The organism is Gemmatimonadota bacterium (genome assembly GCA_040388625.1).
Taxonomy (GTDB): domain Bacteria; phylum Gemmatimonadota; class Gemmatimonadetes; order Gemmatimonadales; family Gemmatimonadaceae; genus Fen-1247.
Genome location: JAZKBK010000002.1, coordinates 266,022 through 290,662, shown reverse-complemented (window position 1 = coordinate 290,662; position 24,641 = coordinate 266,022). Strand labels below are relative to the sequence as shown.

The following is a 24,641-nucleotide window of genomic DNA, read 5'->3' as shown; positions in this document are numbered from 1 at the left end:
TCCTTCGAAAGGAGACGAAAGAAAATACGACGTTCCAGAATCGAAAGGAACAAGCGGTACGACGGCCGATCCAGGTGGCTAGCTGGTAGCGCCCCGCTTGTGATGTCGCTCGACTTCTATGACGAGGTTCTGGATGTCGTTGGGGCTGACTCCGGGAATACGGGAGACCTGAGCCAGGGAACGAGGTCGAATTGCGGTCAGCTTGTGGCGCGCTTCGAGAGTGAGTGAGGCCATTCGAGCATAATCGAGATCTCCCGGGAGGGAGAACTCACCCATCCGCTTGATCTTATCTGCCTGAATACGCTCGCGGTCGAAGTAGCCGGCGTACTTGATTTCGAGCTCTGTCGAGAGGACTGCTGCGGGATCGAGGTCCTGTCCAACGCCGACGGCGGCGAACAGGGAAGCAAGGGAAACGTTCTGACGCCGTGCGACTTCGGTGATTTTCACGGAGTGCACCAGTGCGTTGCTATCGATATCGGACAGGATCGGCGCAGCCTGATCGGGACGAATGCTGGTTTCTTCAGCCAGTCTGCGCGTCTCGCGATCAGCTGCGAAACGGCGCTCGACGACCTGACGCTCCCGCTCGTCATACAGGCCCAACTCGAGAGCAATGGGTGCGAGACGCTCGATCGCATTGTCCTGTCGCACGGTAAGGCGAAACTCGGAACGGGAGGTGAACAGGCGGTACGGCTCGTCCACGCCACGCGTCACGAGATCGTCGATCAGGACTCCGATGTACGACGTGTGTCGGCCAAGCATGATCGGGTTTCGACCTGTGCAAGCGAGGCCGGCGTTCAGGCCGGCAACTACTCCCTGGCCGGCGGCTTCCTCGTAGCCCGTTGTGCCGTTGATCTGGCCGGCGAAGTACAAGCCGTCAATGGCCTTGACCTGCAGCGACGGGTCGAGCTGCGTGGGAGGATAGTAATCGTATTCGATCGCATAGCCCGCGCGGTTCATGCGGGCGCGCTCGAGCCCGGGGATGCTATGGAGGATCTCGACCTGCACGTCGGCAGGAAGTGAGGTCGAAAGCCCGTTGACATAGAGCTCGCTCGTGTCGTGACCTTCCGGCTCGAGGAATATCTGGTGACGCTCGGCGTCCGGAAATCTGAGGATCTTGTCCTCGACGGATGGACAGTAGCGTGGGCCTCGGGCGGAAATCGCACCGCCGTACATGGCCGACTTGCCAATGTTGTCAGCGATTATCTGCTTGCCGGGCGCGCCGAGGTAGGTGATCCAGCACGGGAGCTGAGCGGGATGACGAGTACCGGCGGCGGTCGACCGTGGTACAGGCCAGAAATGCGACCAGGAGTAATCAAACTGATTGATTTCGCTTTCCTGGACCTGGAGCTGCGAGAAATCGACAGACCGTCCATCAATGCGGGGCGGCGTGCCAGTCTTGAACCTTTCCACCGTAAGTCCAGCACGCTCGAGCTGTTCGGCGAGATGGGTAGTGGCGGACTCACCGGCTCTACCGCCGGAAAGGCTCATTTCCGTACCGATGTGGATGCGCCCTCTCAGAAACGTACCGGCGGTAATCACGACGCAGCGCGCGCCGAACTTCCTGCCTTCGAGCGTCTCCGCACCGCGTACGGTTGCACCGGCCTCATCCATGATGAGCCGGGCGACAGTACCCTGGATGGTCTGAAGGTTGGGCTGTTCCTCGATGAGGCTGCGTGCTGCCCTACGGTAGAGGCCGCGATCGCACTGCGCGCGGGGAGACCATACTGCCGGTCCCTTGCTCCGATTGAGCATCCGGAACTGCAATGAGGCCAGATCGGTGGCTCGGCCCATGATTCCGCCGAGTGCGTCCACTTCACGGACCACGGTGCCCTTGGCAACCCCGCCGATGGCCGGATTGCAGGACATCTGCCCTATAGTTTCGAGCGCGCTGGTGATGAGGGCGACGGATGCACCGAGCCGCGCAGCGGCAACGGCCGCTTCGGTGCCCGCGTGGCCGGCGCCTATGACGATTACGTCAAACGAGGATTCAAAACTTTGCATGGTGGTGGCGTCCCGTTATAAATGTAGGGCACACCACTAACTTTGGACCATGCCGATCTCCGTTACTCGTGACCGTCCTACGGTCTTCATCCGGCGCGAAGCGTTCGAGCGCGTGGGGCTCGAGCGCCACGCCATCGATGTGCGCTTCAATCTGACCGATGAAGAATTCATGGTCGAAGGAGGATTGATAGCGATCGGCCCGCTGCCATCAGACGACATGTTGAGCGATCTGGTGATTCAGCTGGAAACGATCGGACTTCGCTACTTCGACGACTTCTTCGAGCTCAGTGGAAACTGGCCTGAATGGATTGGCGTATTCGTAACATCTGCTTGACCTGATAGTGACACGCTGGCCACGCGCCGCGATGCCAACGCGTGGGTACGTATCAATCGTCGGCGTGATTGTCGTTGCCGTGTGTGCAGGCTGCGCTGCGCGTACTCAGGTCGCTGCGCCCTTTCCGAAATCGGAGCCAGCCAAAGTGGCTGCGCGCGTCGTTCCGGTAGAAATCCCGACTCCGCCTGTGATGCCATCGCTTCGGGAAAGCGAAGATGCAACGTCCTCGCAACTCGATCGCGCGCTGGATGAGGGCAAGGCACTGGGTCGCGAAGTGGATTGGGTCAAAGGCGAGGAAGCGGCAGCAAGCGGTGATATGGCGGCTGGCGAATACCTCACCACCTACCTGATAACGCCGGCCGACGACTACTACGATCTCGAAGCTGCTCAGCCGAATCTGCCAGCGCATCATACGACAGTCGTGCCGGGATCGGCGCACGTTGCGGTAGTGGTACGAGACGCAGCGGACGGACGGATGGTTCAGGGGCTGGAAGTTCGTGCGGTGCTGCACGACGAGGATTCCGGCGACGAACGGAGTGCCCTGCTTCCATTCGAGTGGCATCCGATTCTCAATCGGTATGGGGAGAACCTCGTTCTTCCGTCGAGTCCATTCACGTTGCGCGTGTACATCTCGATGCCGACGTATGGCAGGCACGATCAGGTCAACGGTGATCGGTTCATCGGGAAGGTGATGACGAGATTCACGCACGTCGTCGTTTCGCCGGATTCACTTGCGGTGGCATCGGAGCGTCTGGCGCGCGGCGAGTCACGCCAGACAGTGAGTCTTGCACGTGAGGAAGGTGATGTGATCGATCGGCCGCTTTCAGAAATGTTGCGCAGTGCCGACGTTAGCGGATCCCAGGTGCGCTCAGGTGATTACAAGGTAGCTGTGGTGGTACAGGCTGCGCGCGGAACATGGGAGGCTCGGAATGGACAGCTGAGCTATGACAGCCCGAACGGTAACATTGGACCGGTTGCTCATCTCGACGTGAGCATACGTGATGCAACCACGGGGCGGTTCATACCCGGGTTGAAGGTGCGCGCTACAATTCTGGATTCACGCAGGCGAGAGATCGACACGTACCTGATGCCGTTTACGTGGCATCCGTGGATGAATCATTACGGCTTGAACGTGCCGGTTCCCGGAAACGGGCGATACACAGTGCGCATACGTGCGGACGCTCCTGCGTTTCGGAGATTTGGGAGCACGGCGCTCAGGAAGTTCAACAAGGCTGTTGACGTGACGGTGCGTAACGTTCGGTTCGATGTTGCGGGGGCGCGGTAACGCACGATGTGCTGATCGGATTCCGATCGCGCGTATAGGGACAGGTGCGGTGCGCGACGCATCGACGCGGCGTTGATCCAAATCCGATAACGCGTTAAGGGGCCAGGCGCGGATACGTCCGGTGATCGCTGATTTCGATAACGCGTAAATGGGCCAGGCGCGGAAGAATCCGCGCCCTACAGGCGCTGTTCCACGATGGACCACCGTTCGACGTCGGCGATACCGTTCTCGATCTTGTCGATGACGACTTCGGTCCCTGTGGCGACTGCGTCGCCGGCGATGCTGCGTGCTGGGGCGCGTGTCGGCGATCCGCGGAACGAGAACGAAATTTCGCCGAGTTCGGTCGGCGTAATGGGTTGCGTAACGGTCGCGACGGTTCCCTGCAGCTCCTCGATTTCCTCGTGCGGGTCATTGAGCGATCCGCGTAGTGCCCACTTGGCCATGAGGACCGTCATGCCTGACCAGCCGGCGGCTCCGGCTACGAGAGCAGCGATCAATATGATAATAGTATCATATTGCGAATATTTCGTTGCCAAGTAACCAACTGCTCCGAATGCTCCAAGCGCTGCACCGATGACCGGCGTGTTGAAACCGGCCATCGGAAATCTTATCGCGCCTGGCTCGTGTCCCTTGCGGACCGTGCCGTGCAGCATTGCATAAACGCCGATGAACAACCCGGCGCCGAAGACGACGGCGTAAAAGACAATCTCAGTTTCGCGCAGCGACATCATGAACCAAGATACTTTCGGAACCACGCGATTGTTGCGGGCCATGCCTTCTGTGTTGCGGTCATGTTCGCGCCATTGTTGCCCATCTGCGCTCTGAGGAAGCCATGGCCCGCGCCTTCGAAGATGTGCGGCTCGTAAGTCTTGTGCATCGCCTTCATCGCCGAGTCGGCGGGGGGCATCGTTGCAACAACCCGCGCATCACTGCCGCCGTACAACCCGAGCACGGGCGCCCTGACAGACATCAGATCCGCTGCGCTCGGCGAGGTTCCGTAGTACACGACGGATGCGCCGAGGGATGGTGAGACGACGGCGTGTGCGAATGAAGCGGTGCCGCCCCAGCAGAAGCCCACGACTCCGTATTTGTGCAGTGCCGATGGAAGTCCCATCGCGTAGTTCGCCGCGGCGGTAATACCGGCCTGCACGTTGGCCGGGTTGAGTTTGGAGACAGCGGCCACGCCTTCCTGATTCGTGAGTGTATCGGCGCCTGCGGGAATCTTTCCACCGGGTATGAGATCCGGGGCGATCGCGATGTAGCCTTCCTTGGCGAGCTGATCCGTGACTGCGCGAATCCATGTGCTCATGCCGAATATCTCGTGGATGACGACGACAACGGGCGCCTTGGTTGCACGTTCCGGATAGACAATCCAGGCGTGGAGCGAATCGCCCGTCGACGTCTTGAGCATTACCCACTGACCGTGTCGCGGCGATGCGTCGAGGCGCGCAAGTGAATGCTCTGCGTCCGGCGGAAGCGTGGTATCGTCAGCCGCGTTTGCCGATGCGTGCATGGACATATCATGCGAGGACATGTCGTGTGTCATCCCACCTTGCGCCAACATCAGGGATGGTACCGCAATGAGTACCGAGCTTACCAGTGCAGTAATGATGCGCATGAGTGATGTTCGGTTAAGGGTTGACCTGACTTCGTGCAGCCAACGCGAACTTTTCGGCGAAGAAGTCACCGACCCGTCGCTCGAGATAGTACACGGGACGGAATGGATTCCAGCCTCCGACGAATCCAGCATGACCGCCTCCCCTCGGAAAGTCCAGTATCAAGTGGGGATTCTGCTCCGCTATACGAGAGACTTCCACAAGAACATCGGGTGGCAGGAACGGATCATCCACGGCATTGAGAAGGAGCGTGTCCACTGTGACTGCGTGCAGATACTGAATGGAGCTCGAGCGCGTGTAATAATCTATCGCGTCATCGAAGCCGTGGACGGGTGCGGTAACGGCGTCGTCGAAGCCACGCAGGGTGGTGATGGCATTTATGCGATCGGCCGTTGGCAGGTCCGGGTATCGTGATTGTTTTTCGATCGCCTTCTGCTTGAGCGAGTCGAGAAAATACTTCTGATACAGACGTGAGAAGCCGCGGTTGATGCAATCGGAGCCGCGTCCGAGATCGAACGGGACTGATACGGTAGCTGCGGCAACCAACGGCGCGTTCGCTTTCTCTCGTTCTTGGCCGAGGTACTTGAGCAGAATATTTCCGCCGAGCGACACGCCAGCGACGGCGAGTGGCGCGTTTGGGCGATTGAGCGCAATTCGGCGAAGCACGAATGCAAGGTCGCCTGTCTCGCCGGAGTGGTAGAAACGGCGCGCACGATTGGGCTCGCTTCCGCACGAACGCCATATCAGCAGATCGGCGCTCCATCCGCGGCGCTGCATCTCGGCGAGCAACGCCTGTGCGTAATGGGAGTGGATGGAGCCTTCGAGTCCGTGCAGAAGCAGCACGTGCGGTATGTGGGCGCGATCATTACCCGGCGTTGCTGGTGCATCGAGTCGATGGATTTCGAGGAAGTCGTCATCCGGCGTTTCCCATCGCTCCAAGCGCGTCGGTACCAACTGTTGGCGGCGGACGAGCTTACCCCACAGCGTCTGCGCGTGCGTACCAGGCACCCACCAGGCGGATCTATAACGAATGGAAACGTCACTCATCTCGTTAAATTAGCGAGGATGGAAGTGCAAATCTTCGGCACGAAGAAGAGTGCCGACACGCGAAAGGCGCAGCGGTTCTTTACCGAACGACGAGTGAAGATTCACTTCGTGGACCTGAACGAGCGCGCAGCCTCGCTGGGAGAGTTGAGGCGATTCGCTCAGAAGTTCGGAGTCGGATCTCTCATCGACAAAAAATCGCCGCGTTATCTCGATCTCGGATTGCAGCATGCGCGCATGGGCGACGACAGTTGGCTCGCGAAGCTCGCGGAGGAGCCGCTCCTGCTGATGCAGCCGATGGTGCGTTTCGGCCAGAAGGTCACCATAGGCCTCGCCGAGACGGAGTGGAAGTCATGGGTTGCATCTGCCGGGTGACATGAGCCGCTGCCTCAAACGAGCCATGCGACCGGCCATTTGAATACGTGGTTTACATTTCGGCTCGTAACCACGTTAAGCAAGAATCAAAGTTGACTCTCATATCCGTCTCCAACGCGTCGGTAGAATTTGGCGCGACGACATTATTCAAGGACATCACGTTCACCGTCGCCGAGGGCGAGCGGTGGGGCATTGTCGGGCGCAATGGTACGGGAAAGACCACGCTGTTCAAGCTGATCACCGGTGAGCTGCGTCCCACTTCAGGGGCGGTGGCGAAGTCTCCCACGATGAAGATCTCGGTGCTGGATCAGCATCGGGATTTCGAGGGCGCGACCACGGTATGGGAGGCAGCAGCCGGCCCCTTCGCGGAACTGCTGGCACTGGAGAAATCTCTCGCGGATCAGGCGAATCGACTGGGCGAGCTCGGTGAGGCGTGCACGGAGCGTGATCTGGACCGCTATTCGCGCGATCTCGAACGGTTCGAGCGCGAAGGTGGATATACGTTCGCGCCGCGCGTCGACGCCGTGCTGCACGGGCTTGGGTTCGATCCCGTGGAGTCGCGCACGCGGCCGCTCGCTCACCTGAGCGGCGGAGAGCGCGGCCGAGTTGGACTTGCGAGACAGCTGGTGAGCACGGCAGAAGTCCTTCTTCTGGACGAGCCCACCAACCATCTCGATCTGGATACGACCGCATGGCTGGAGTCGTACCTGCGTGAGACCGACAAGACGATCCTGCTCGTAAGCCACGACCGCGCGTTTCTCGCGGAGGTGGCGGATCATATGCTTCACTTCGAGGCGGGCACAGCCACGGCCTACGCTTGCGGTTACGAGGAATTCGTTCGCCAGCGTGCGGAGCGCCGGTTAGCGGCGCAACGCGCCTTCTCGAAGCAGTCGCGTGTGATTGCCGAGGAGGAGGATTACATCCGGCGTAACATCGCTGGCCAGAATTCCAAGCAGGCGAAGGGGCGCCGCAAGCGCCTGGAGCGGGTGGGCCGGTTGAGCCCGCCGCCGGGCGAGAGCGGTACGATGGCGCTGCGGCTCCAGACGCTCGAGCGCGGCGGCGATCAGGTGGTCGTCGCGGACCACGTCACCGTGGGAGTCGATGGTCGGACGCTGATCAGCGACCTGACATCGGTCGTCAATCGCGGAGACCGGCTGGGGATCGTTGGTCCAAACGGCGCCGGGAAATCGACCTTTCTGAAGACGCTGATCGGAGACAGGGCGCCGCAGGCAGGGGTACTCAGGATGGGCGGCTCCATCACAGTGGAGTACTACAGGCAGGACATGGCGCAGGTGCCGAGTGACAAGACGCTGTACAACGTCATCAGCGACATGCGTCCACAGTGGGAGCGTGGACTGGTCTACGGTCACCTGGGCCGCTTCGGCTTCTCGGGTGAGGAGACTGCCCGAACCGCGGCGACGCTGTCAGGCGGAGAGCGGGCGCGTGTCGCTCTCGCGATGATGATGCTGTCGCGAGCGAACCTGCTGATCTTCGACGAGCCGACCAATCACCTCGACGTCGAATCGATCGAGGCGATCGAGGATGCGATCGAGGGTTACGAGGGGACGGTAATCCTCGTGAGCCATGACCGCGCGCTGCTGAGGGCTCTGTGCACGCGCGTCTGGGTCCTGCACGACACGCATGTCACCGACTTCGCCGGCACCTTTGCCGAATGGGAAGTAGCGAGCGAGGAGCGCGAGCATGCAGCCCGGGTCAGCGCAGAGGAGGAAGAGGGTCTTCGCCGGGTACGCGAGAAGCAGAAAACCCGGCGACACGAGTCCGACATGGAGAAGGAACGCGCGTCGAAGCGGGACATGAAACGGAGCGCAGAAGAGGCCGAATCCCGGGTCGAGGAGCTCGAAGCGCAGGTAGCTGAACTGACTCGAACCCTCGAGGATCCCTCGCTATACGGGACGACCGACGGGGCTGCGCGCGCGGTGAAGTTGGGCAAGGATCTCGATCGTGTGCGGCGCAGTCTGGACCGGGCTCTCGAGGAATGGACGAGTCTGGTGGACAGCTCGGCAGGCTGACGGCCTGCCCACAAACGATCGAAAGTGGTAGCCTCGGCACGCATCGTGAACGCTTTCTGGTAAAAACCTTAAAGCGAGGATTGACGAGTGACGCAATCATACAAGGGCCAGCGATTGGTGCCAGCGACCGATCGCAAGTTCCACCCGACGGACGAGCATCTGATCGAGGAGAACAAGGAAGAGGTCGATCAGATCCATCACAGCGCCAAGACAGGGCCAGTATCGAAACAGGATCGCGACAAATTCGCGGAAATCGACCGGGATAGCGAGACGAAGGAATAAGGCTGTTGTCGGGGGATGACGGTAAACTCGGCCTGGGAAATATGGATTGGGGCTCGGTCCCGGGTCCGAGCGAAGTCCGCCCCCCGGCAGAAAGTTCCTCCGGAGTCCGTCCCCACTCCGTCCCTACTCCGTCCCCACTCCGTCCCCACTCCGTCCCCACTCCGTCCCTACTCCGTCCCCGCTTCAGTTGCGCCAGTCGGCTATGAAGACGTTGGTTTCGTGCGGGTTCTTCACCAGCCGGTTCGATGCCCAGACCAACTTCTTGCCGTCCGGACTGAACATGGGGAAGCCGTCGAAGGTGGGGTTGGTCGTAATCTGCTCCAGCCCGGTCCCGTCCGGGTTGATGAGAAAAACGTCGAAGTTGCCGAGCTTGGGATCGGTGTGGTAGTTGGATGAGAAGACGATCTTTTTGCCGTCGGGGGTCCACGATGGCCCAAAGCTGGCGCCGCCCAAGTGGGTGATCTGACGTTGGTCGGATCCGTCAGCGTTCATCGTCCACAGATCCATCTTGTTGGGACGCACCAGACGCTGGGCGAGTAGCGACTTGTAGTCGGCAATATCCTTTGGGCTGGTTGGATGGAAGGCGCGGTACACGATCTTCGTTCCGTCAGGCGACCACCACGGGCCACCGTCGTAGCCCTGGGCGTGAGTGAGCTGTTTGACGTTGGTTCCGTCTGCGTTCATCGTGTAGATGTCGAGGTCGCCGTCCTTCAGCGATGTGAACACGATCCGCTTGCCATCGGGCGAAAGGACGCCTTCGGCGGTGTAGACGCCGTACCTGGTGAGACGCTTGAGGTTCGATCCGTCGGGATTGGCGGTGTAGATGTCGTATGGATCCAGGCGCCAGACGTACCCCTTGGAAGGATCGGGGCGCGGGGTGCAGGCGGTATCCACCGCGCTGCTGGACGCGAAGAAGATGCGTCGATCGCCATCCATGAAATAGCCGCAGGTCGTCTTTCCCTTGCCGTTCGATACCCGGTGAACGCCGGTGCCATCGGTGTTCATGATGTATTGCTGGTCGCACGTCCGTCCGTCGCGCGTACTCTGGAAAATGAGCCGCTTGCTGTCAGCGCTGAAATAGGCTTCTGCGTTCTCGCCACCGTTTGTGAGCTGCCGGATGTTGACGAGATGCCGTTGTTCACCCGAATTGGGGGCGACCGTACGTGCGACGAACGTTCCCTGGGATGAAGCGGAGGCAGGAAGTGCGACAGATATGAGAGCTGCCGTGAGCGTCGTCAGGCAACGGCGGAGTTGTGAATTCATGCTACCCAAAATGGGCATTGATGCGATGAGGCGGTAGGCTCGATGGACCTGGTCGAAGACGGCCAGATCCCGTCGCGGCCGGATATTAGCATTAGACGTATCTATACTAGGTGAGCGTTGTCACAAATGGGTGAGTCGGAAGGGTTGTCCTGGCCGGGATTCGGTACCGCGGCTCGAATGGTTGGACGAGCATTGATTCTGCGGTGTCCCAACTGTGGCGGCGGGCCGGTGTTGAAGGATTGGTTTCATCTTCGAACGCACTGCCCGACGTGTGGAATTGCACTCGAGCGGGGCGAGGAAAGCGATTACTACATCGGCGGGATGCTGCTCAACATCACGTTGTGTTTCATCATTTTTGCCGTTGGGTTTTTGGGGGTGCTGGTACTGACGTATCCGCGTGTACCATGGGATCTACTTCAGTACGGACTCGTGGCAGCGATGATCATTCTTCCGATTGCATTGTATCCGATTTCCCGGCTCGTGTGGCTGGCAGCGGATCTTGCAGTGCGGCCGCGATCGGAAAAGACGCCGGAGAAATGAAAACCCCTGCACGGACACGGTCCGTGCAGGGGTTTGATTATGACATCATGTAACATGGATTCCCGCGTTCGCGGGAATGACGACGTCCTGATTACACGGCGTCGGAGAGCGACGAGAATGTGAAATCGTTGATCTTCAACGATGGCATTACGAGTCCTGCCTCGACCGGTTCTGCCTTGCCGATGTCGGCAAGGCGTGCAAGTGATAGAAGCGGGCTGTCGTTCCAGCGGAAATTCTTGATGCTCTTGGTGATCTTGCCGTTCTCGATGAGAAACGTGCCGTCACGTGTGAGCCCTGTCAGGAGAACGGTACGTTGGTCGAGCGAGCGTATGTAGAAGAAGTGGGTGACGAGAACGCCGCGGTCTGTTCCGGCAATGAGCTCGTCGACCGACTTTGTTCCGCCAGCCAGCTTAAGTCCAGCAGGGTTGCGACCGAATCCACCGCCGCCACCGCCTGTCGGTTCCACACCCTTCTTTGTGGCCCAGAAGCGTGAATACGCGAGGTTCTTGAGGACACCGTTCTCGATCCAGACGACGCGCTTGAGTGGGAGGCCGTCGCTGTCGAACGGTTGGCCGCGCAGGTCGGGGTCGAAGGGATCGGAGAGCATCGTGATGCGCTCGTCCACGATCTTCTCGCCGAGTTTCGTGCCTCCGCCCTTCTTCGAGAATGCGCTGCGGCCTTCGTCGGCAGAGCGCGCATTGAGCGAGCCCATGAGTCCGGGGATGAAGTCCGCAACAGCGCGTGGCTCGAGAATGACGGTGTAACGACCAGGCTCGATCGCGACGGGATTACGTGATGCCAGCGCTTTCTGTGCTGCGCGTCTGCCGAGCGCGCCGGGGTCGACTGCCGTCCAGGCACGGCCACCTGCGGACGCGTAACCTGAACCAGTGCCGTCGGGCGTTCTGGCCGTGCACGACAGCGATACGTCGGTGCTGGCGTGATATGCGAACAGGCCTTTCGATGTGGCAACGCCGCGCGCTCCGCTTCTGGCTTCAAGAAATCCAGCAACGAAGAGAGTTGCTGGATCTATTGGCATTGCGCCGCCTGGCGCGCGTGCAGCGGTAATGAGTTGCTCCACTGCGTGAGCGCGCGATGCAGCGTTGAGATCGGATACGTCTGCGTTGCTCGCGTCTACGTTCTGGTATTGCTGCGGTCCGAGTTCCGGAACGAGCTCGGGGTCCTGCGGTGAAAGCCTGGCGAGGCGTTCAGCGGTATCCACTGCACGCTTGAGCGATGCATCGTCCATCAGGTTGGTTGTGGACGACGCACGGCGGCCACCAACGGTACTCGTGATCGAGATGACGGTGTCTTCGGTATCGCCGCTCGTGGTTATGTCGCCGGCTGCGAAGCGCGTGTTGCCAGCGGCGTCGCTGCTTATGTTGACGCGGGTCTCGTCCGCGCTGCTCATTGCGAGAATGCGTTTCGCGAGCGTCTGCATCGCGTCGCGGGTCATGAGGGTATCGGCCATCAGACGCTCCTCGCCGTGTTGATGATGTTCACCTGTCGGAATCTTGCTGGCACACATCCATGACTGACCGAGCTCGACTGTCCGGGCTCGCCCTTTCCGTCGGAGAATGTGCCGCCGAGCCAGTAGGATCGTTTGCCACCGATCATGTCCATCGAGCCCCAGAAATCCGGGGTGCGTGCCTGGTACGCTACATCCTTCAGCATTCCGGTGATCTTGCCCTTCCTGACTTCGTAGAAGACCTGTCCGGAGAACTGGAAGTTGTAGCGTTGCTGGTCGATCGACCAGGATCCGCGGTTCTTGATGACGACTCCCCGATCCGTGTCGGCAATTATGTCATCGATCGTGGTGTCTGCATTGCCTGGAAGGAGTGATACGTTCGGCATGCGCTGAAACTGAACGGTATCCCATGAGTCGGCGAAGGAGCAGCCATGCGAATGATTCACTCCATTGAGTGATGCAATTGCCGGAGCCTGATCGCGTACTGTCTGATAGTCATGGAACATTCCATCCTTGATCAGGAGCCACGACTCGGCGGCAACGCCTTCGTCGTCCCATGCGCACCGGCTGAGAGAATCCTGCTGTATGCGATCGGCCTGGATGTTCATCAACCGCGAACCATACTTGAGCTTGCCGATCATCTTTTCCGGCGGCGCAACGAAACTGGTTCCCGCATAGTTGGCTTCGTAACCGCGCGCACGGTCGAGCTCGGTTGGATGACCAACCGATTCGTGTATTGTGAGCCAGAGGTTCGTGGGATCGAGAATGAGATCGTAACGGCCGACGTCCACTGATTTAGCGGTGAGCTTCTCCGCCGCGATCGCTGCCCACTTTGGCGCGTTGCCGACCATGTCGAGCGACGTGACGTATTCCCAGCCCGAGCCGCGTGGCGCCATCTCTTCTGTGTAGGATTGAAAATCACCATCGCCGATGGCTGTGACCGTGAACGAAGGTCCAACACGCACGAACGTCTGCGTGATGAGCGTTCCATCGGTTGTGGCGAGCGTCTTTTCTTCGCGTAGAAGAGCGAGGCCCGAATTGGCGAAGCGAACCCCGGGAACCTTGAGGGCCGCCTCATTGGCGGCCAGCAGGAGCGCGACCTTGTCCTCGATCGGAACGTCGATCGGATCCTGTTGAACCGGTGTGCGCCAGGAACCTTTGACGGCGGGTGTCGGTGCGAGCACGACGGGCGTGTGTGTAACAGCCCTGGCTGCGCGTGCAACTTTAACGGCCTGTTGCGCGACGCGGACCGCTCCCTCGCGCGATACGTCACGCGTCGCCGCGAATCCCCACGCACCGTTGACGAGAGCGCGCACGCCAATCCCGAAAGATTCCGAATCGTTGACTCCGGTAATCTGGTGCTCGCGTGCAGCAATGAACTGACGGCGGTAGCGTCCGACGCGCGCATCCGAATAGGATGCGCCGGCGTCCTTCGCAGCCTGAATTGCGGAGAGCGCGACCTCATTGGCCATCGGGTCGCCTGTGTCACTGCTCCACGGATTCAGTAGTGACTCGGCTCTGGCGATCCGCGAAGTGCCGGCTGCGGCGACGGCACCAATCGCGGCGGTTTTCAGGAAGTCTCGTCTGCTGGTCATGGAGTCTCGTTGAGCAGGTTTTGAGGTCTGTAAGGTGAAGCAGGTGTTAAGATTGTACGAAGAAATAGGGCGCCTCGTTGGGCGCCCTATTCAGTGTGGACAATCGTTCCAGAGCTGGATCGAGCTCTACTGGAACGTGATGAAGAGTGGCGATGGCTTGAGCTTCACTACCTCTTCGCGCGTCAGCATCGGCTTGTCGTTCTTATAGAAGAGCTTGAAGCCGGTGTACTGAACCGGCTGCATGCGTTCGTAAGCGTCGTATGAATCACGCTTGAGCCATGGCGGACCAAAGCCGTCCATGTTCATCACGACCTGAACTTCGGGTACAGGCCGGATCTCCCGGTAGTTGGTGACCATCTTCTGCGTATAGCGGTGAATCACCAGCACCTTGGGCGGAAGATTGTTCTGTTTGACGATATCAGCCAGGGTCTTGATGGCGTAATTGATCTCTGCCGCGTCCATCACTCCCACCTTACGTCCCGGAACGACTCCTTCTGATCCGTGGTGCATCGAAAATTCCGGATCGAGCGCGAGGTGCACGTACGGTCGTTTGAGATAAGGGATGAGTGGTTGGAGCTCGGACTGGACCGTGCTGTGTCCGACCTGCACGTCTAGAAAGATGATATATCCCTTGCTCTCCGCGAGTTTGCACCAGTGGTCGATCAATGAATCGGTCATGCGCAAGCGGTACGTGCCATTCTTGCCCGGCGATCCCTGTGCAACAGAGACAATGAGATGCAGCCCAGGCTTCACCGGTGTGGCAGGATCCGCGACCTGGAAGTTATGAACCTCCTGTTGCAGCTTCGCCAGCATGACTGACTCAGGGTACTCGCCCAGCACGCCCATCTTTTTGGAGAGCGGGTTACCGTAGTACACGACGATTCGATTCTTTGGGAGCAGCGAATTCGGTAACGGCGTGACCGTGAACGCTGGTTGAGGTGGGACCTTCCTACTTGGAATCGTGTCGGCCGCCGAGTGACTCCTGGACGCCTTGGAGCTCTTCTTCGCGCGAGCCTTGTGGCTGCGAGTCGAGTCGGAGGTTTTCGCGGGTTTTTGCGCAGTAGCCTGAAACGATGCCGTCGCGAGAAACGAGGCGTCGATGGAGGAGGCGCGTGCGGTGCTGATCGAAGTGCTGCCGAGCGATACGGCAGCGAGCAAGGCTATTAGAATCACGGAATCAATGGAGCGAAACGCGGAGGAGATGGGTCGAGCGGCCCATCAATATAGCAAGGTGATCGATCTGATCACCCCGGCATCTGAACGATTTTTCCTGCAGTTGCTCAGGGCTGTTCAGTCGGTGCTCCTACCACCTTCCATTCCCGCCATCCACCGGCCATCGACGACACGTTGGTGTAACCCATCTTCTTGAGTGCGTCGCCGGCGAGGACGGATCGAAAGCCGCCACCGCAATAGAGAATCAACTCTGCGTTCTTGTCTGGTATCTTCTCTTCGATGTCGCGTTCGATGACGCCCTTTCCAATGTGGATTGCGCCGGACGCGTGACCTGCGGCCCACTCGCTGTCTTCGCGAACATCCACGAATTTGAGATCGGGGTTGGCGCGCAGCCGCGCTCGCGTATGCTCCACGGTGACGTCGGGGACGGATGAATGTACAGAGTCAATCAACGCGAGAAATGCCGGTGAGTGAGCCATGCTATTGGATGTGGTTGATGGGAGGAAGCCAGTTACGAAGAATACATCGGAACTGGATCGGGCGCTGCCGGGCAATGTGCAGCTATTGTTCCACGGGCAGTTCTGCAGGGTCTGCAGCGCCCACCGCGCGGAGCCGGAGCGTGAAAACGCTGCCGCCACCGCTTCGTTCGGAGTAGATCAACTGGCCACCCTGCGCCTCTGTCAGCGATTTGGAGATGGCGAGGCCAAGGCCGGTACCGTGTACCGCATTCGCGGTGGACGTGTGACGATAGAAGGGCTCGAAGATTCGTTCGGAGTCCACCCTTGGAACGCCGGGACCGCGATCTGACACACTCAGCTGCAGCCAATCACCAACGCGAGTGGCGGACAGAATGACCGGCGAAGTCGGAGGAGAATAGACCAGCGCGTTGTCGAGGAGATTCACAAGCACTCTGAGCGATTCCACGAAATCGAACATACCGATGAGCACAGGTGCTGCGTAGTCGATCTCGACACGTATGCGATCGGCGCCATTCGATCCGGTCATTTCAAGCACTGCAGCGCCCACGAGATCCTCGGCGGTATTTAGCTCGATGCTGACCGGGAATTCGCCCGCATTCAGACGTGACATGTCCAGCAGATGAGCCACCATCTTGCTCAACCGTTCGGTCTGTGCAACGATGATGACAGCGTTCGGATCGCCGGAATCCGCCGCATCCTGTGCGAGTGCCTTGATGCTGGTGAGCGGAGTGCGAAGGTCGTGCGATACAGAGGCGAGGAGCACATCCTTGAAGCGCGCGGTTTCACGCAATGCTTCTGCGTGGCTTGCTTCGTTCGACAACCGCTCGACCTCTTCGGCGCGCGCGCGTGCCTGCGCGGCTTCTTCCTGTGCACGTACGAGCAGATACGTCGTGGTTCCTGCCGTGGCGAAGAATGCCGAAAGAACCACGGCGTCGATCGGTTTGGTGAGCGAGAAAGTGTCGAAGGGCGGCTGGAAGTAATACGATATGAGAATGGTCGCTGCGGCCGCGAGCGTGAACCCGAGCGGACGGCCACCGCTCAGGCTGCCGCCCAGTACGACGAGGAGGTAGATGAGGACGACGTGCGGCTGGCTCTGCTGAGTTTCGCGAGTCAGGTGCATGACGACCGTTACAAGTATCAGTAAACCGTACCACAGCACGACCGATATCGTCGCGCTCGAGCGAAGCTGCGCCATGCGCTCCACTTGACCGTTATGCCGATTCCTGGACCAGCGGGGTCCCGAATCTATAACCGACACCAGGCTCGGTGATGATGACGCGTGGATGAGTGGGGTCGCGCTCCACCTTGCGGCGGAGGTTGGTTATGTGTACCCGGAGGTACTGTCGCGCGTCGCCAAACTCTCTGGCCCAGACTGCATCGAACAGCTGCTGATGTGTGTACACGCGCCCCGGGTCTGCGGTAAGTGCGCGCAGGATCGCCCATTCGATCGGAGTGAGTCGCACCGGCTTGCCGTCCCGGTGTGCGTGACGCGAGGTGAAATTGACCGACATGCCGTCCGCTTCGACCGCGCCGGAGGTCCCCGGGCGCGCGGTTCGCGCGCGTCGGATCTGCGCGGCGACGCGGGCGGCAAATTCGGAAGTGCTGAACGGCTTGGTTACATAGTCATCGGCGCCGGCGTTAAGGAGTGCGACCTTGTCGGACTCGATGTGTCGTGCCGTGAGCACGACGATGGGCGCAAGCGAGTGAGCTCGAATCGCTCGACAGAGATCCAATCCGGATTGATCTGGAAGACCGAGATCCAGAACTATCAGATCCGGCGTTTGTGCCTTGACCGTAGCGAGTGCACTACGTCCGTCTGCCGCGTCGAGTACCCGCGCGACGGTTGAGCGGAGGGCGGAGTGCACGACGTGACGAATTTCCGGTTCGTCGTCGATGACAAGCACCGTAGCGTCCGTTCTTGTTGGATGCATGACCATGTATGAATCCCAGCCAGTTGGCTAGTTCAGGTAGCGCCGATGACCTCAGTCCCGCACCATGCGGCCCTGGCATCTAATACCACCGGATCGGAGATCCGTGCCGCTTCCACACACAACATCTCAAGGTAGTCCTCAGAGCCCATGTCAGCCAACGGCGCGGATCCTTCCCGCCATGGATTCCAGACTACCCAGTCACCGAACCCATCCGCCCCTACGACCGTGGAACTGGAGCCGATGGCTGCAGCGATCGTCACCTGTCGAGGGCCGGCGATATAGATGCGATCAGTTTCACCGTTCACGCGAAGCTCGCTCGCTTCCTCGAGGTAACGGGCGCCCGACAGGACCTTGTCCACGTAGACAAGGCCCGAGAGTCCCTGCACCGCAGACTGTTGGACGTTGCCAACCGCGAAATAGTTATGGAGAGCCGCTGTGAATGAGAATGGCGAATCGCCGGAATTGGTGATTCGGAGCGAGACCGTGAGCATTTCCGCCAGCTCTACCGTCAATTCGGCTATGAACGGATAGGGCCAGAGTGCTCTGGTCTGGTCGTCGTCGGTTATCCGAAAGGTGGCGCTGGAGCCGACGTGGGTGATCAGCGACCAGCGACGGGTTCGGAGAAATCCATGTTTCGGGAGCGGACCGGTCGCGAACTGCGGGAAGATTACGGGAATGCCACCGCGAATTGCCTGACCGGGTCCGAACTGCGCCTTGGGACTGAGATACAACCGTTCCTTGCCGCTCGCATCGACCCAGCTCACGACATGGGCGCCGTGATGGGTTATGCGAGCGGAAGCTCCTGATGGATGGACGAGTGTAACGGCATCCTCTCCGTTCCCGGACTCATGCATCAGAGAAGGTTACTCAGGAGCGCTCTCGGGACATATGAGGGGAGTTCTCTCTCAGACGTGGCACGTCGCCAAGCCGTGCTTATCCAGATAGCTCTGATGGTAGTCTTCCGCTATCCAGAAAGTGGACGCGGGCACGATCTGCGTGACGATTGGTTGCTTGAACCGGCCGGTCTCGGAAAGGACTTCCTTTGACTGCTCGGCCAGCTCCTTCTGCTCTTCGTCGTGATAGAAGATCGCCGACCGGTACTGCGTTCCCACATCCGGGCCCTGGCGATTGAGGCTGGTCGGGTTGTGGTTGTTCCAGAAGACGTCGAGCAGCGTATTGTAGCTCACCAACGCTGGATCGAACTCGACCTGGACCACTTCCGCGTGTCCGGTGGCGTGGCTGCACACTTCTTCGTATGTGGGATTGGGCTTCGTCCCGCCTTCATAACCTGCGGCCGTGGCAGTGACGCCGGGAATCTTCTCGAAGGTGGCCTGCGTTCCCCAGAAGCATCCGGCACCAAATGTTGCCTTGGCGGTCATCCTTAAACCTCGTCGATCGAACGATCGTTCAAATTGTTAGTGTCGCTTGAAATACTGTACGTCGCGCTCGTGTTTCTCAGCGGCTGCGCGTGTATTGAAGGTACCAAGATTACGTCGCTTCCCGGTCTTTGGATCGGTCTTTTTCGAGTACAGGCGGTACTCGCCTGACTTGAGTTTGCGGATCATGATTCCTCCTGGTCGAGTAGCCGAAGCGCCTTCACTGCATCCGAATGTTGCACGGCAAGTCGTACTCCATTCGAGAATGTCAGTGCTGGATACGCGCCCCCTGCGTCGTCGCCGACGATGATGGAGCGAATGTCGTTCGCATCGAGTGCGGCCTGAGCGATGTGCGCAGAAATAGCGTCCGGGAACGTACGAATGACGACGATGTCGTTTGTCCCATCCCTTTCTGCCGCCATCAGAATTCACCCACGAATGCGATCTCGGGTGTGAGCTCGTGGCCCAGCTCATCCTTCACGCGTCGTTGCGCAAGCGCGATCAGCTCGCGCACGTCGCGCGCGGTTGCACCGCCCAGGTTCACCATGATATTCGCGTGGATGTGCGAGATCTGAGCGCCACCGATGCGATGCCCCTTCATGCCGAGCTGGTCAATCAGACGTCCCGCTCCGACACCTTCGATCTTTCGGAAGATGGAGCCTGCCGACGGATGGAACTGCAGCCAGGGATGTCTGGCACCGCGCCAGCTGAGATTTTCCTGAATGATTCGGTGCATTACGGCCGGGTCACCTTTATCGAGCTGGAACGTGACGGCAAGGGCGTAATCCGCACGATGGTGGAACACCGAGTCGTCGTACCCGAACTGCAAGTATTCGGTACCGACGGTACGCCGATCGCCTTCCGCGCTCAGAATGTCGCACGAGTCCACCACTTCGGCGATGAACATCGTTCGGTTGCGCTCAGGAGCTGGACTGAGAAAGTGCAGATTCTGCCATACTGCGCCACCAACGGTACTGGGAATTCCAACGTAGTGTTCGAGGCCGGACCATCCCCGCTCGACTGCCTGCGGAATGAGATCGGCCATGACAACGCCGCTTTCCGCGTGGAGGTGTCCGTCGTCGTGAAACTCGAAGCTGCGGGCGCGGTTTCGGATAACCAGCCCGCGAAACCCCCGGTCTCCAACGAGAATGTTCGCGCCCAAACCGAGCACGAAGAAGGCAACACCTGTGCGCCGAGCAGCGGTGATTGCGTTGGCCAGATCATCGGCTGAATCGGCGGAATAGAAAAGATCCGCCGGGCCGCCGATGCGAAACGTCGTGTATGGACCGATGGGCTCGTCGCGAAGGAGCCGCGACGGATCGAGCAGAGCCGCCAGGTCCTCGTACGCGTAGTTTTCTGTCGGCGCGGCGCCATCGCTCGTCATGTTGTCGAGCCCAGTCATAGGTTATGGTGCGATCGCATAGCCAATCAAATATACGGCGTGAAGTTCACGTCTCAGTCAGTCACTCGATTCAAAGGAATTCATTGATGTCAGGGCATTCAAGAGCTCGTGTCATGTTGCGCGCCCGCGCGCTGTTCGCGATTCCAGCGGTGGCGATGGTTGCCGCCACATTGGTTCTGACCATTCCGGTGAGTCAGGCGAGCGGACAGATCGCGCAGGAGAAGGTGGATCTCGGTGTAGTCGCGCGCATACGGCAGGAGGGACTCGAGCGCTCCCAGATTCCGGCGCTCGCGCATCATCTAACGGATGTGATAGGACCGCGGCTCACCGGCTCACCGGGGATGAAGGCGGCGAACGAGTGGACCGCGACGACGCTGAAGTCGTGGGGGCTGACGGGGGTCGAAGTCGAGCCGTGGGGCCGTTTCGGGCGTGGTTGGGAGAACGTGTCGTACGAGGGCCGCATCCTCACTCCATACAGCCAGCCGATGCCAGGCCAAGCGAGTGCGTGGACCGGAAGCACAAAAGGGACGATAACGGCACCTGTGATGGTGGTCGAAGGCGGCGTCGACAGCATTGCCAAGTACGGCACCAGGCTCCGCGGTGCACTCGTGTTGCTCGCGCCAGCACGTCCGCTGCCGCCCGAGTTTCGTGATCCCGAAGAGCGCCGCACACCGGTCGACTCGCTACTGGCGCCGGTCAATCAGCGCGCTCGCCCAGCGATCGGATGGGACACTCTGCTGGTGAAGATTCAGAAACAGCAGGCTCACGGAGATTCACTGCTGCGTGCCGCCGGCGTGGCTGGTGTGATTACTGGTTCGGGAAGTGCGTACGGAACGATACGCGGCGGCGGAGACTGGTCCGCGACTAATCCAGCCATGCCGATTCCCGTACCGAACGTCATAGTGCAGCAGGAGCAATACAACGAGATGTACCGCAACGTGACAAGCGGAGTACCCGTCACTGTGCAGCTCAACGTACAGAACAGATTTCTCACGGATGATCTGAACGCATACAACACACTCGGCGATATTCGTGGGACAGACAAGCCGGACGAGTATGTGATGATTGGTGCTCATCTCGACTCCTGGCATTATGGAAATGGCGCGACTGACAACGCGGCTGGCACCATCGTGATGATGGAAGCGATGCGCATCCTCAAGACGCTCGATCTGCACCCCAGGCGTACGATCAGGATCGCTCTGTGGAGCGGCGAAGAAGAAGGGATTTATGGATCGCGGGGATGGATCAAAAAGCATCCGGAGCTGGCACCGAAGATCTCGGCGTATCTCAACCTGGACAACGGTACCGGCAGGATTCGTGGGGTGTGGGACCAGGGTAACGCAAAGGCGATCCCGATATTCGAGCAGATTCTGTGGCCGTTCCATGACCTCGGTGTGGTAGCGGTACGGCACGGGAATACCGGGAGCACGGACCACGTTTCGTTCGACGACGCTGGTATTCCCGGGTTCAACTTCATCCAGGATCCGATCGAATATGGCCTCCGGACGCACCATACCTCGAACGACGTGTATGACCATCTGGAGCTCGAGGATCTGAAGCAGGCCGCGGTGGTGGTCGCCGCAACTGCGTACGAGCTCGCGAACAGGGACGAGATGTTTCCACGCAAGTGAGGAAGATGAAAGTTCGACCGCATCAGAGGGCGTTGGCGTTACTGGCACTCGTTGCCGGAGCATGTTTGCTTCCGGCGCTTGTGCCAGCAGTTCTGCCAGCTCAGCGTGCCGCTCTCGAGAAGATCATTCAGCGACGTGTGTTGCCGAACGGACTCGAGGTGATAGTAGTGGAGAACCACGGCGTTCCACTCGCTACCGTCGAGGTCAACGTGCGGAACGGCTCGTTCACCCAGACGCCTGAATATGCTGGTCTTGCTCACATGTACGAGCACATGTTCTTCCGGGCGAACCAGCAGTATCCGGAGAGCGAGATGTATCTCGATCGCGCCGCGCAGCTGGGCGCCGTGTTCAACGGAACGACGCAGGAAGAAACGGTGAGCTACTATCTCACCGTGCCGGCGGATTCGGTTCGCGGCGCAATTCAGTGGCTGACGCCGGCATTGCGCGAGCCGTTGTTCCTGGAGAGCGAGCTGGCCGTCGAGCGACAGGTTGTAATCGGCGAGTACGATCGCAACGAGTCCAGTCCATTCTTCCAGTTGCAGCGACAGATGGACATGAAGCTGTATCCGGGCAACTACTCACGGAAGAATGTGATAGGCGATCGTCAGGTTGTGGCGACGACCACGCCTGAGAAAATGCGGTTCATCCAGCACAAGTACTACATCCCGAACAACTCGGTGCTGATAGTCGCCGGCGATGTGAAGCCGGATAGTATCTTCGCCATAGCAGCGCGCCAGCTCGGCGGATGGGCACGCGGTCCGGATCCGTTCGTGGCCGATCCCATTCCCGACATTCCACCACTCACAGCGAGCGATGCAGTCGTAGCAGAGGCTCAGGTCAACGCCGTGACCGTGCTGTTGCAGTGGCAGGGACCGAGTGTCGGCAAGGATCCCAAATCGACGTACGCGGCGGACGTGTTCTCGGATCTTCTGAACGACCCGCGGTCGCGCTTTCAGCAACGTTTGGTGGACAGCGGACTGTGGCAGGGGGTGACTGTCAACTATTACACGCTAAATCACACGGGACCGATCACGATAAGTGGCCAGACGTCGCCGGAGAAATTGCGCCCGGCACTCGCGGCTCTGGATTCGGAGATCAAGAAGCTGGATGCCCCTACGTACTTCGATCCCGATGAACTGAAAGCCGTCCAGGCACATCGCTCAGTAACATCCGCGTTCGGAAGAGAGCAGGCATCAGCGTTCGCGCACACGCTTGGATTCTGGTGGAGCGTCGCGAGTCTCGAGTATTACATGGGCTACGTGGACAACATGGCGCATCAGACGACTGCGGATCTGCGTGCATATGCCGACAAGTACATCATCGGAAAGCCGCGTATCACCGGTGTGCTCATCTCACCCGAGGGGCGGCAGCGGATTCACCTGACCGCTGACGAGCTCAAAGCGGGAGGGACCAAGTGATGCTGCGCGGAGTCATGCTGTTTGCGGCGCTGGTGTGTGCAGGAATTGGAAGTGTCGGCGCGCAAACGGAGGCAGACACCCTCACGTCGAGTTTTTCGGTCGACGGTATTCCGGTGATCCTGCGTCGGAATACGTCGAACAACGTAGTGGTCGCCAATGTCTATCTGCTGGGCGGCGTGCGTCAGGTGACACCGACTACAAGCGGGATCGAGCCATTTCTACTGGCCGTGTCGGAGCGCGGTACGCAGCACTACCCCAAGGCCGTCCTGCGTAGCAGGACATCGGCGCTGGGCAGCGACTTCGTGATAGCGCCGAGTGTGGATTGGACGATGTTCGGTGCGCGAACGATTACGAGTGGAGTGGACTCGACGTGGGCGATATTTGCGGACCGACTGATGTATCCAGCCATTCAGCCCGCGGAAGTCGAGCTGGTGAGGGCGCAGCTGTTGAGCGCGCAAAGGCAGGAGCGGGATGATCCGGATGCGTACGTTTCGGACCTCGCCGACAGTGTCGCGTTCTCCGGGCATCCGTACGCGATAGCCGAGACCGGCAATGCAACCTCGCTGGCCAGTATCACGGCCGCGGACCTGAGACAATATCAGAAGTCGCAGATAGTCAAATCACGGATGTTGATCGTCGTCGTCGGCGACGTCACACGTGCTCACGTCGAGGCACTGATCCACTCGACATTCGGGCGGCTCCCGGCGGGATCGTACAAATGGACATTGCCGCCAGTCGTGCCGGTCACGCCATCATCGGCGGTATTGGTGCAGCGGGATCTACCGACGAACTATCTACTCGGATACGTTGCCGGGCCACTTGCTTCGTCGCCTGACTATACAGCGCTGCGAGTCGCGGCAACGGTGCTTACGGGTCAGATGTTCGCCGAGATCCGCGGTCGACAGAATCTGACGTATGACGTGCACGCGCCATTCCTGGAGCGTACGGCGAGCGCATCCGGGCTTTACGTGACCACGGTGGCACCCGATACGACGCTCAAGCTGATGAAGTTCTTCATAACGCAATTGCAGAACGAGATCGTGACGCGCGAAGGGTTGCAGCGACTGGAGCTGCAATTCATCACACAGTACTTCCTGGACAACGAGACCAACGCATCGCAGGCGGACTTTCTGGCTCGGTCTCAGTTGTATCAGGGGGATTATCGTCGCGCGATGTCGTTCGTGGAGGACCTCAAGTCGGTGACGCCGGAGGCCGTGCAGGCAGCGGCGCGGAAGTACATGAAGAATTTTCACTGGGCGTATCTGGGAGATACGACGAAAGTGGACAGGAGGTTGTTGGAGAGTTTCTAGGGGTGCAGGGAACGAATGGTTGTCGCATTTTGTTGCACGGCAAAATGCGACAACCGGTGACGGCGGACATCGTCCGACCTGGATATCTGGA

The 24,641-nt window shown here is 59.7% G+C and carries 25 protein-coding genes; 9 read left to right on the top strand and 16 right to left on the bottom strand.

The features are described from left to right. Nucleotides 1-78 precede the first annotated feature (78 nt). Nucleotides 79-2,001 (bottom strand): tRNA uridine-5-carboxymethylaminomethyl(34) synthesis enzyme MnmG, encoded by a 1,923-nt coding sequence (gene mnmG / locus V4529_05000; protein MES2357682.1) that lies wholly within the window; start codon nucleotides 1,999-2,001, stop codon nucleotides 79-81. A 49-nt stretch (nucleotides 2,002-2,050) separates the two neighbouring features. Between mnmG and V4529_04995 the strand changes: the two genes are divergently transcribed. Both V4529_04995 and V4529_04990 read left to right on the top strand, forming a co-directional pair. Further along, complete coding sequence (locus tag V4529_04995; GenBank protein ID MES2357681.1) at nucleotides 2,051-2,335, top strand: hypothetical protein; 285 nt, start codon at nucleotides 2,051-2,053, stop codon at nucleotides 2,333-2,335. A 7-nt stretch (nucleotides 2,336-2,342) separates the two neighbouring features. Further along, nucleotides 2,343-3,620, top strand: coding sequence for an iron transporter (locus V4529_04990; protein ID MES2357680.1), 1,278 nt, complete (start codon nucleotides 2,343-2,345; stop codon nucleotides 3,618-3,620). A 176-nt stretch (nucleotides 3,621-3,796) separates the two neighbouring features. Here V4529_04990 and V4529_04985 read toward each other — a convergent pair whose 3' ends face one another. The 3 genes from V4529_04985 to V4529_04975 all read right to left on the bottom strand — a co-directional run bounded on the left by V4529_04985 (nucleotide 3,797) and on the right by V4529_04975 (nucleotide 6,283). Beyond that, a complete protein-coding gene (locus V4529_04985; GenBank protein MES2357679.1) occupies nucleotides 3,797-4,348 on the bottom strand; it encodes a hypothetical protein in 552 nt (183 codons plus the stop codon). Further along, nucleotides 4,348-5,133 carry a dienelactone hydrolase family protein gene (locus V4529_04980; protein ID MES2357678.1) on the bottom strand — a complete coding sequence of 262 codons (786 nt, stop codon included), beginning with the start codon at nucleotides 5,131-5,133 and terminating at the stop codon, nucleotides 4,348-4,350. Before V4529_04980 ends, V4529_04985 begins: the two co-directional genes overlap by 1 nt. Nucleotides 5,134-5,251: 118 nt before the next feature. Next, nucleotides 5,252-6,283 (bottom strand): hydrolase, encoded by a 1,032-nt coding sequence (locus V4529_04975; GenBank protein MES2357677.1) that lies wholly within the window; start codon nucleotides 6,281-6,283, stop codon nucleotides 5,252-5,254. Nucleotides 6,284-6,301: 18 nt separating this feature from the next. Between V4529_04975 and V4529_04970 the strand changes: the two genes are divergently transcribed. The 3 genes from V4529_04970 to V4529_04960 all read left to right on the top strand — a co-directional run bounded on the left by V4529_04970 (nucleotide 6,302) and on the right by V4529_04960 (nucleotide 8,967). After that, the gene (locus V4529_04970) at nucleotides 6,302-6,655 is read left to right on the top strand and encodes an ArsC/Spx/MgsR family protein (protein ID MES2357676.1); all 354 of its coding nucleotides are present in this window, start codon (nucleotides 6,302-6,304) and stop codon (nucleotides 6,653-6,655) included. Nucleotides 6,656-6,747: 92 nt separating this feature from the next. After that, complete coding sequence (locus V4529_04965) at nucleotides 6,748-8,685, top strand: ABC-F family ATP-binding cassette domain-containing protein (GenBank protein ID MES2357675.1); 1,938 nt, start codon at nucleotides 6,748-6,750, stop codon at nucleotides 8,683-8,685. Nucleotides 8,686-8,772: 87 nt separating this feature from the next. Then, complete coding sequence (locus V4529_04960; GenBank protein ID MES2357674.1) at nucleotides 8,773-8,967, top strand: hypothetical protein; 195 nt, start codon at nucleotides 8,773-8,775, stop codon at nucleotides 8,965-8,967. Between the two features lie 183 nt (nucleotides 8,968-9,150). On the opposite strand, the gene V4529_04955 is transcribed toward V4529_04960, so the two are convergent. Then, a complete protein-coding gene (locus tag V4529_04955; GenBank protein MES2357673.1) occupies nucleotides 9,151-10,230 on the bottom strand; it encodes a hypothetical protein in 1,080 nt (359 codons plus the stop codon). Between the two features lie 126 nt (nucleotides 10,231-10,356). Here V4529_04955 and V4529_04950 point away from each other — a divergent pair, with 126 nt between their 5' ends. Next, complete coding sequence (locus V4529_04950) at nucleotides 10,357-10,770, top strand: hypothetical protein (protein MES2357672.1); 414 nt, start codon at nucleotides 10,357-10,359, stop codon at nucleotides 10,768-10,770. Nucleotides 10,771-10,861: 91 nt separating this feature from the next. Here V4529_04950 and V4529_04945 read toward each other — a convergent pair whose 3' ends face one another. The 11 genes from V4529_04945 to murB all read right to left on the bottom strand — a co-directional run bounded on the left by V4529_04945 (nucleotide 10,862) and on the right by murB (nucleotide 20,191). Then, entirely contained in the window at nucleotides 10,862-12,238 is a 1,377-nt protein-coding gene (locus V4529_04945) for a TldD/PmbA family protein (protein ID MES2357671.1), read from the bottom strand. Next, nucleotides 12,238-13,830, bottom strand: a complete 1,593-nt coding sequence (locus V4529_04940; protein MES2357670.1) for a TldD/PmbA family protein — start codon at nucleotides 13,828-13,830, stop codon at nucleotides 12,238-12,240. Before V4529_04940 ends, V4529_04945 begins: the two co-directional genes overlap by 1 nt. Before the next feature lie 126 nt (nucleotides 13,831-13,956). Then, nucleotides 13,957-15,003: a hypothetical protein gene (locus tag V4529_04935; GenBank protein MES2357669.1), complete on the bottom strand. Its 1,047-nt coding sequence runs from the start codon at nucleotides 15,001-15,003 to the stop codon at nucleotides 13,957-13,959. 107 nt (nucleotides 15,004-15,110) lie between these two features. Next, nucleotides 15,111-15,482 carry a rhodanese-like domain-containing protein gene (locus V4529_04930; GenBank protein ID MES2357668.1) on the bottom strand — a complete coding sequence of 124 codons (372 nt, stop codon included), beginning with the start codon at nucleotides 15,480-15,482 and terminating at the stop codon, nucleotides 15,111-15,113. Between the two features lie 82 nt (nucleotides 15,483-15,564). Next, nucleotides 15,565-16,677 (bottom strand): ATP-binding protein, encoded by a 1,113-nt coding sequence (locus V4529_04925; GenBank protein MES2357667.1) that lies wholly within the window; start codon nucleotides 16,675-16,677, stop codon nucleotides 15,565-15,567. Nucleotides 16,678-16,693: 16 nt separating this feature from the next. Then, entirely contained in the window at nucleotides 16,694-17,413 is a 720-nt protein-coding gene (locus V4529_04920; protein ID MES2357666.1) for a response regulator transcription factor, read from the bottom strand. 32 nt (nucleotides 17,414-17,445) lie between these two features. Beyond that, nucleotides 17,446-18,267 (bottom strand): D-hexose-6-phosphate mutarotase, encoded by an 822-nt coding sequence (locus V4529_04915; GenBank protein MES2357665.1) that lies wholly within the window; start codon nucleotides 18,265-18,267, stop codon nucleotides 17,446-17,448. 51 nt (nucleotides 18,268-18,318) lie between these two features. After that, nucleotides 18,319-18,792, bottom strand: coding sequence for a peptide-methionine (S)-S-oxide reductase MsrA (msrA, locus tag V4529_04910; protein ID MES2357664.1), 474 nt, complete (start codon nucleotides 18,790-18,792; stop codon nucleotides 18,319-18,321). A gap of 36 nt (nucleotides 18,793-18,828) precedes the next feature. Beyond that, complete coding sequence (locus V4529_04905; GenBank protein MES2357663.1) at nucleotides 18,829-18,978, bottom strand: hypothetical protein; 150 nt, start codon at nucleotides 18,976-18,978, stop codon at nucleotides 18,829-18,831. Further along, a complete protein-coding gene (locus tag V4529_04900) occupies nucleotides 18,975-19,211 on the bottom strand; it encodes a DUF2007 domain-containing protein (GenBank protein ID MES2357662.1) in 237 nt (78 codons plus the stop codon). The genes V4529_04905 and V4529_04900 overlap by 4 nt, the downstream gene beginning before the upstream one ends. Then, nucleotides 19,211-20,191, bottom strand: a complete 981-nt coding sequence (murB, locus tag V4529_04895; GenBank protein MES2357661.1) for a UDP-N-acetylmuramate dehydrogenase — start codon at nucleotides 20,189-20,191, stop codon at nucleotides 19,211-19,213. The genes V4529_04900 and murB overlap by 1 nt, the downstream gene beginning before the upstream one ends. 113 nt (nucleotides 20,192-20,304) lie before the next feature. On the opposite strand from murB, the gene V4529_04890 reads away from it, so the two are divergent. From V4529_04890 to V4529_04880, 3 genes are read left to right on the top strand one after another with little or no spacing between them, the layout of a single operon-like run. Continuing rightward, nucleotides 20,305-21,822: a M20/M25/M40 family metallo-hydrolase gene (locus V4529_04890; protein ID MES2357660.1), complete on the top strand. Its 1,518-nt coding sequence runs from the start codon at nucleotides 20,305-20,307 to the stop codon at nucleotides 21,820-21,822. A gap of 5 nt (nucleotides 21,823-21,827) precedes the next feature. Continuing rightward, on the top strand, nucleotides 21,828-23,240 hold the full coding sequence (locus V4529_04885) for a pitrilysin family protein (GenBank protein MES2357659.1): 1,413 nt from the start codon (nucleotides 21,828-21,830) through the stop codon (nucleotides 23,238-23,240). After that, nucleotides 23,240-24,550 (top strand): pitrilysin family protein, encoded by a 1,311-nt coding sequence (locus V4529_04880; protein ID MES2357658.1) that lies wholly within the window; start codon nucleotides 23,240-23,242, stop codon nucleotides 24,548-24,550. Before V4529_04885 ends, V4529_04880 begins: the two co-directional genes overlap by 1 nt. Nucleotides 24,551-24,641 lie beyond the last annotated feature (91 nt).

Excerpts from the sequence above, each read along its gene's own strand:
- mnmG (MES2357682.1), bottom strand. The coding sequence starts at position 2,001 with ATGCAAAGTTTTGAATCCTCGTTTGACGTAATCGTCATAGGCGCCGGC.
- V4529_04995 (MES2357681.1), top strand. The coding sequence starts at position 2,051 with ATGCCGATCTCCGTTACTCGTGACCGTCCTACGGTCTTCATCCGGCGC.
- V4529_04985 (MES2357679.1), bottom strand. The coding sequence starts at position 4,348 with ATGTCGCTGCGCGAAACTGAGATTGTCTTTTACGCCGTCGTCTTCGGC.
- V4529_04980 (MES2357678.1), bottom strand. The coding sequence starts at position 5,133 with ATGCACGCATCGGCAAACGCGGCTGACGATACCACGCTTCCGCCGGAC.
- V4529_04975 (MES2357677.1), bottom strand. The coding sequence starts at position 6,283 with ATGAGTGACGTTTCCATTCGTTATAGATCCGCCTGGTGGGTGCCTGGT.
- V4529_04970 (MES2357676.1), top strand. The coding sequence starts at position 6,302 with ATGGAAGTGCAAATCTTCGGCACGAAGAAGAGTGCCGACACGCGAAAG.
- V4529_04955 (MES2357673.1), bottom strand. The coding sequence starts at position 10,230 with ATGAATTCACAACTCCGCCGTTGCCTGACGACGCTCACGGCAGCTCTC.
- V4529_04950 (MES2357672.1), top strand. The coding sequence starts at position 10,357 with ATGGGTGAGTCGGAAGGGTTGTCCTGGCCGGGATTCGGTACCGCGGCT.
- V4529_04945 (MES2357671.1), bottom strand. The coding sequence starts at position 12,238 with ATGGCCGATACCCTCATGACCCGCGACGCGATGCAGACGCTCGCGAAA.
- V4529_04940 (MES2357670.1), bottom strand. The coding sequence starts at position 13,830 with ATGACCAGCAGACGAGACTTCCTGAAAACCGCCGCGATTGGTGCCGTC.
- V4529_04930 (MES2357668.1), bottom strand. The coding sequence starts at position 15,482 with ATGGCTCACTCACCGGCATTTCTCGCGTTGATTGACTCTGTACATTCA.
- V4529_04925 (MES2357667.1), bottom strand. The coding sequence starts at position 16,677 with ATGGCGCAGCTTCGCTCGAGCGCGACGATATCGGTCGTGCTGTGGTAC.
- V4529_04920 (MES2357666.1), bottom strand. The coding sequence starts at position 17,413 with ATGCATCCAACAAGAACGGACGCTACGGTGCTTGTCATCGACGACGAA.
- V4529_04915 (MES2357665.1), bottom strand. The coding sequence starts at position 18,267 with ATGCATGAGTCCGGGAACGGAGAGGATGCCGTTACACTCGTCCATCCA.
- msrA (MES2357664.1), bottom strand. The coding sequence starts at position 18,792 with ATGACCGCCAAGGCAACATTTGGTGCCGGATGCTTCTGGGGAACGCAG.
- V4529_04905 (MES2357663.1), bottom strand. The coding sequence starts at position 18,978 with ATGATCCGCAAACTCAAGTCAGGCGAGTACCGCCTGTACTCGAAAAAG.
- V4529_04900 (MES2357662.1), bottom strand. The coding sequence starts at position 19,211 with ATGGCGGCAGAAAGGGATGGGACAAACGACATCGTCGTCATTCGTACG.
- murB (MES2357661.1), bottom strand. The coding sequence starts at position 20,191 with ATGACTGGGCTCGACAACATGACGAGCGATGGCGCCGCGCCGACAGAA.
- V4529_04890 (MES2357660.1), top strand. The coding sequence starts at position 20,305 with ATGTTGCGCGCCCGCGCGCTGTTCGCGATTCCAGCGGTGGCGATGGTT.
- V4529_04885 (MES2357659.1), top strand. The coding sequence starts at position 21,828 with ATGAAAGTTCGACCGCATCAGAGGGCGTTGGCGTTACTGGCACTCGTT.
- V4529_04880 (MES2357658.1), top strand. The coding sequence starts at position 23,240 with ATGCTGCGCGGAGTCATGCTGTTTGCGGCGCTGGTGTGTGCAGGAATT.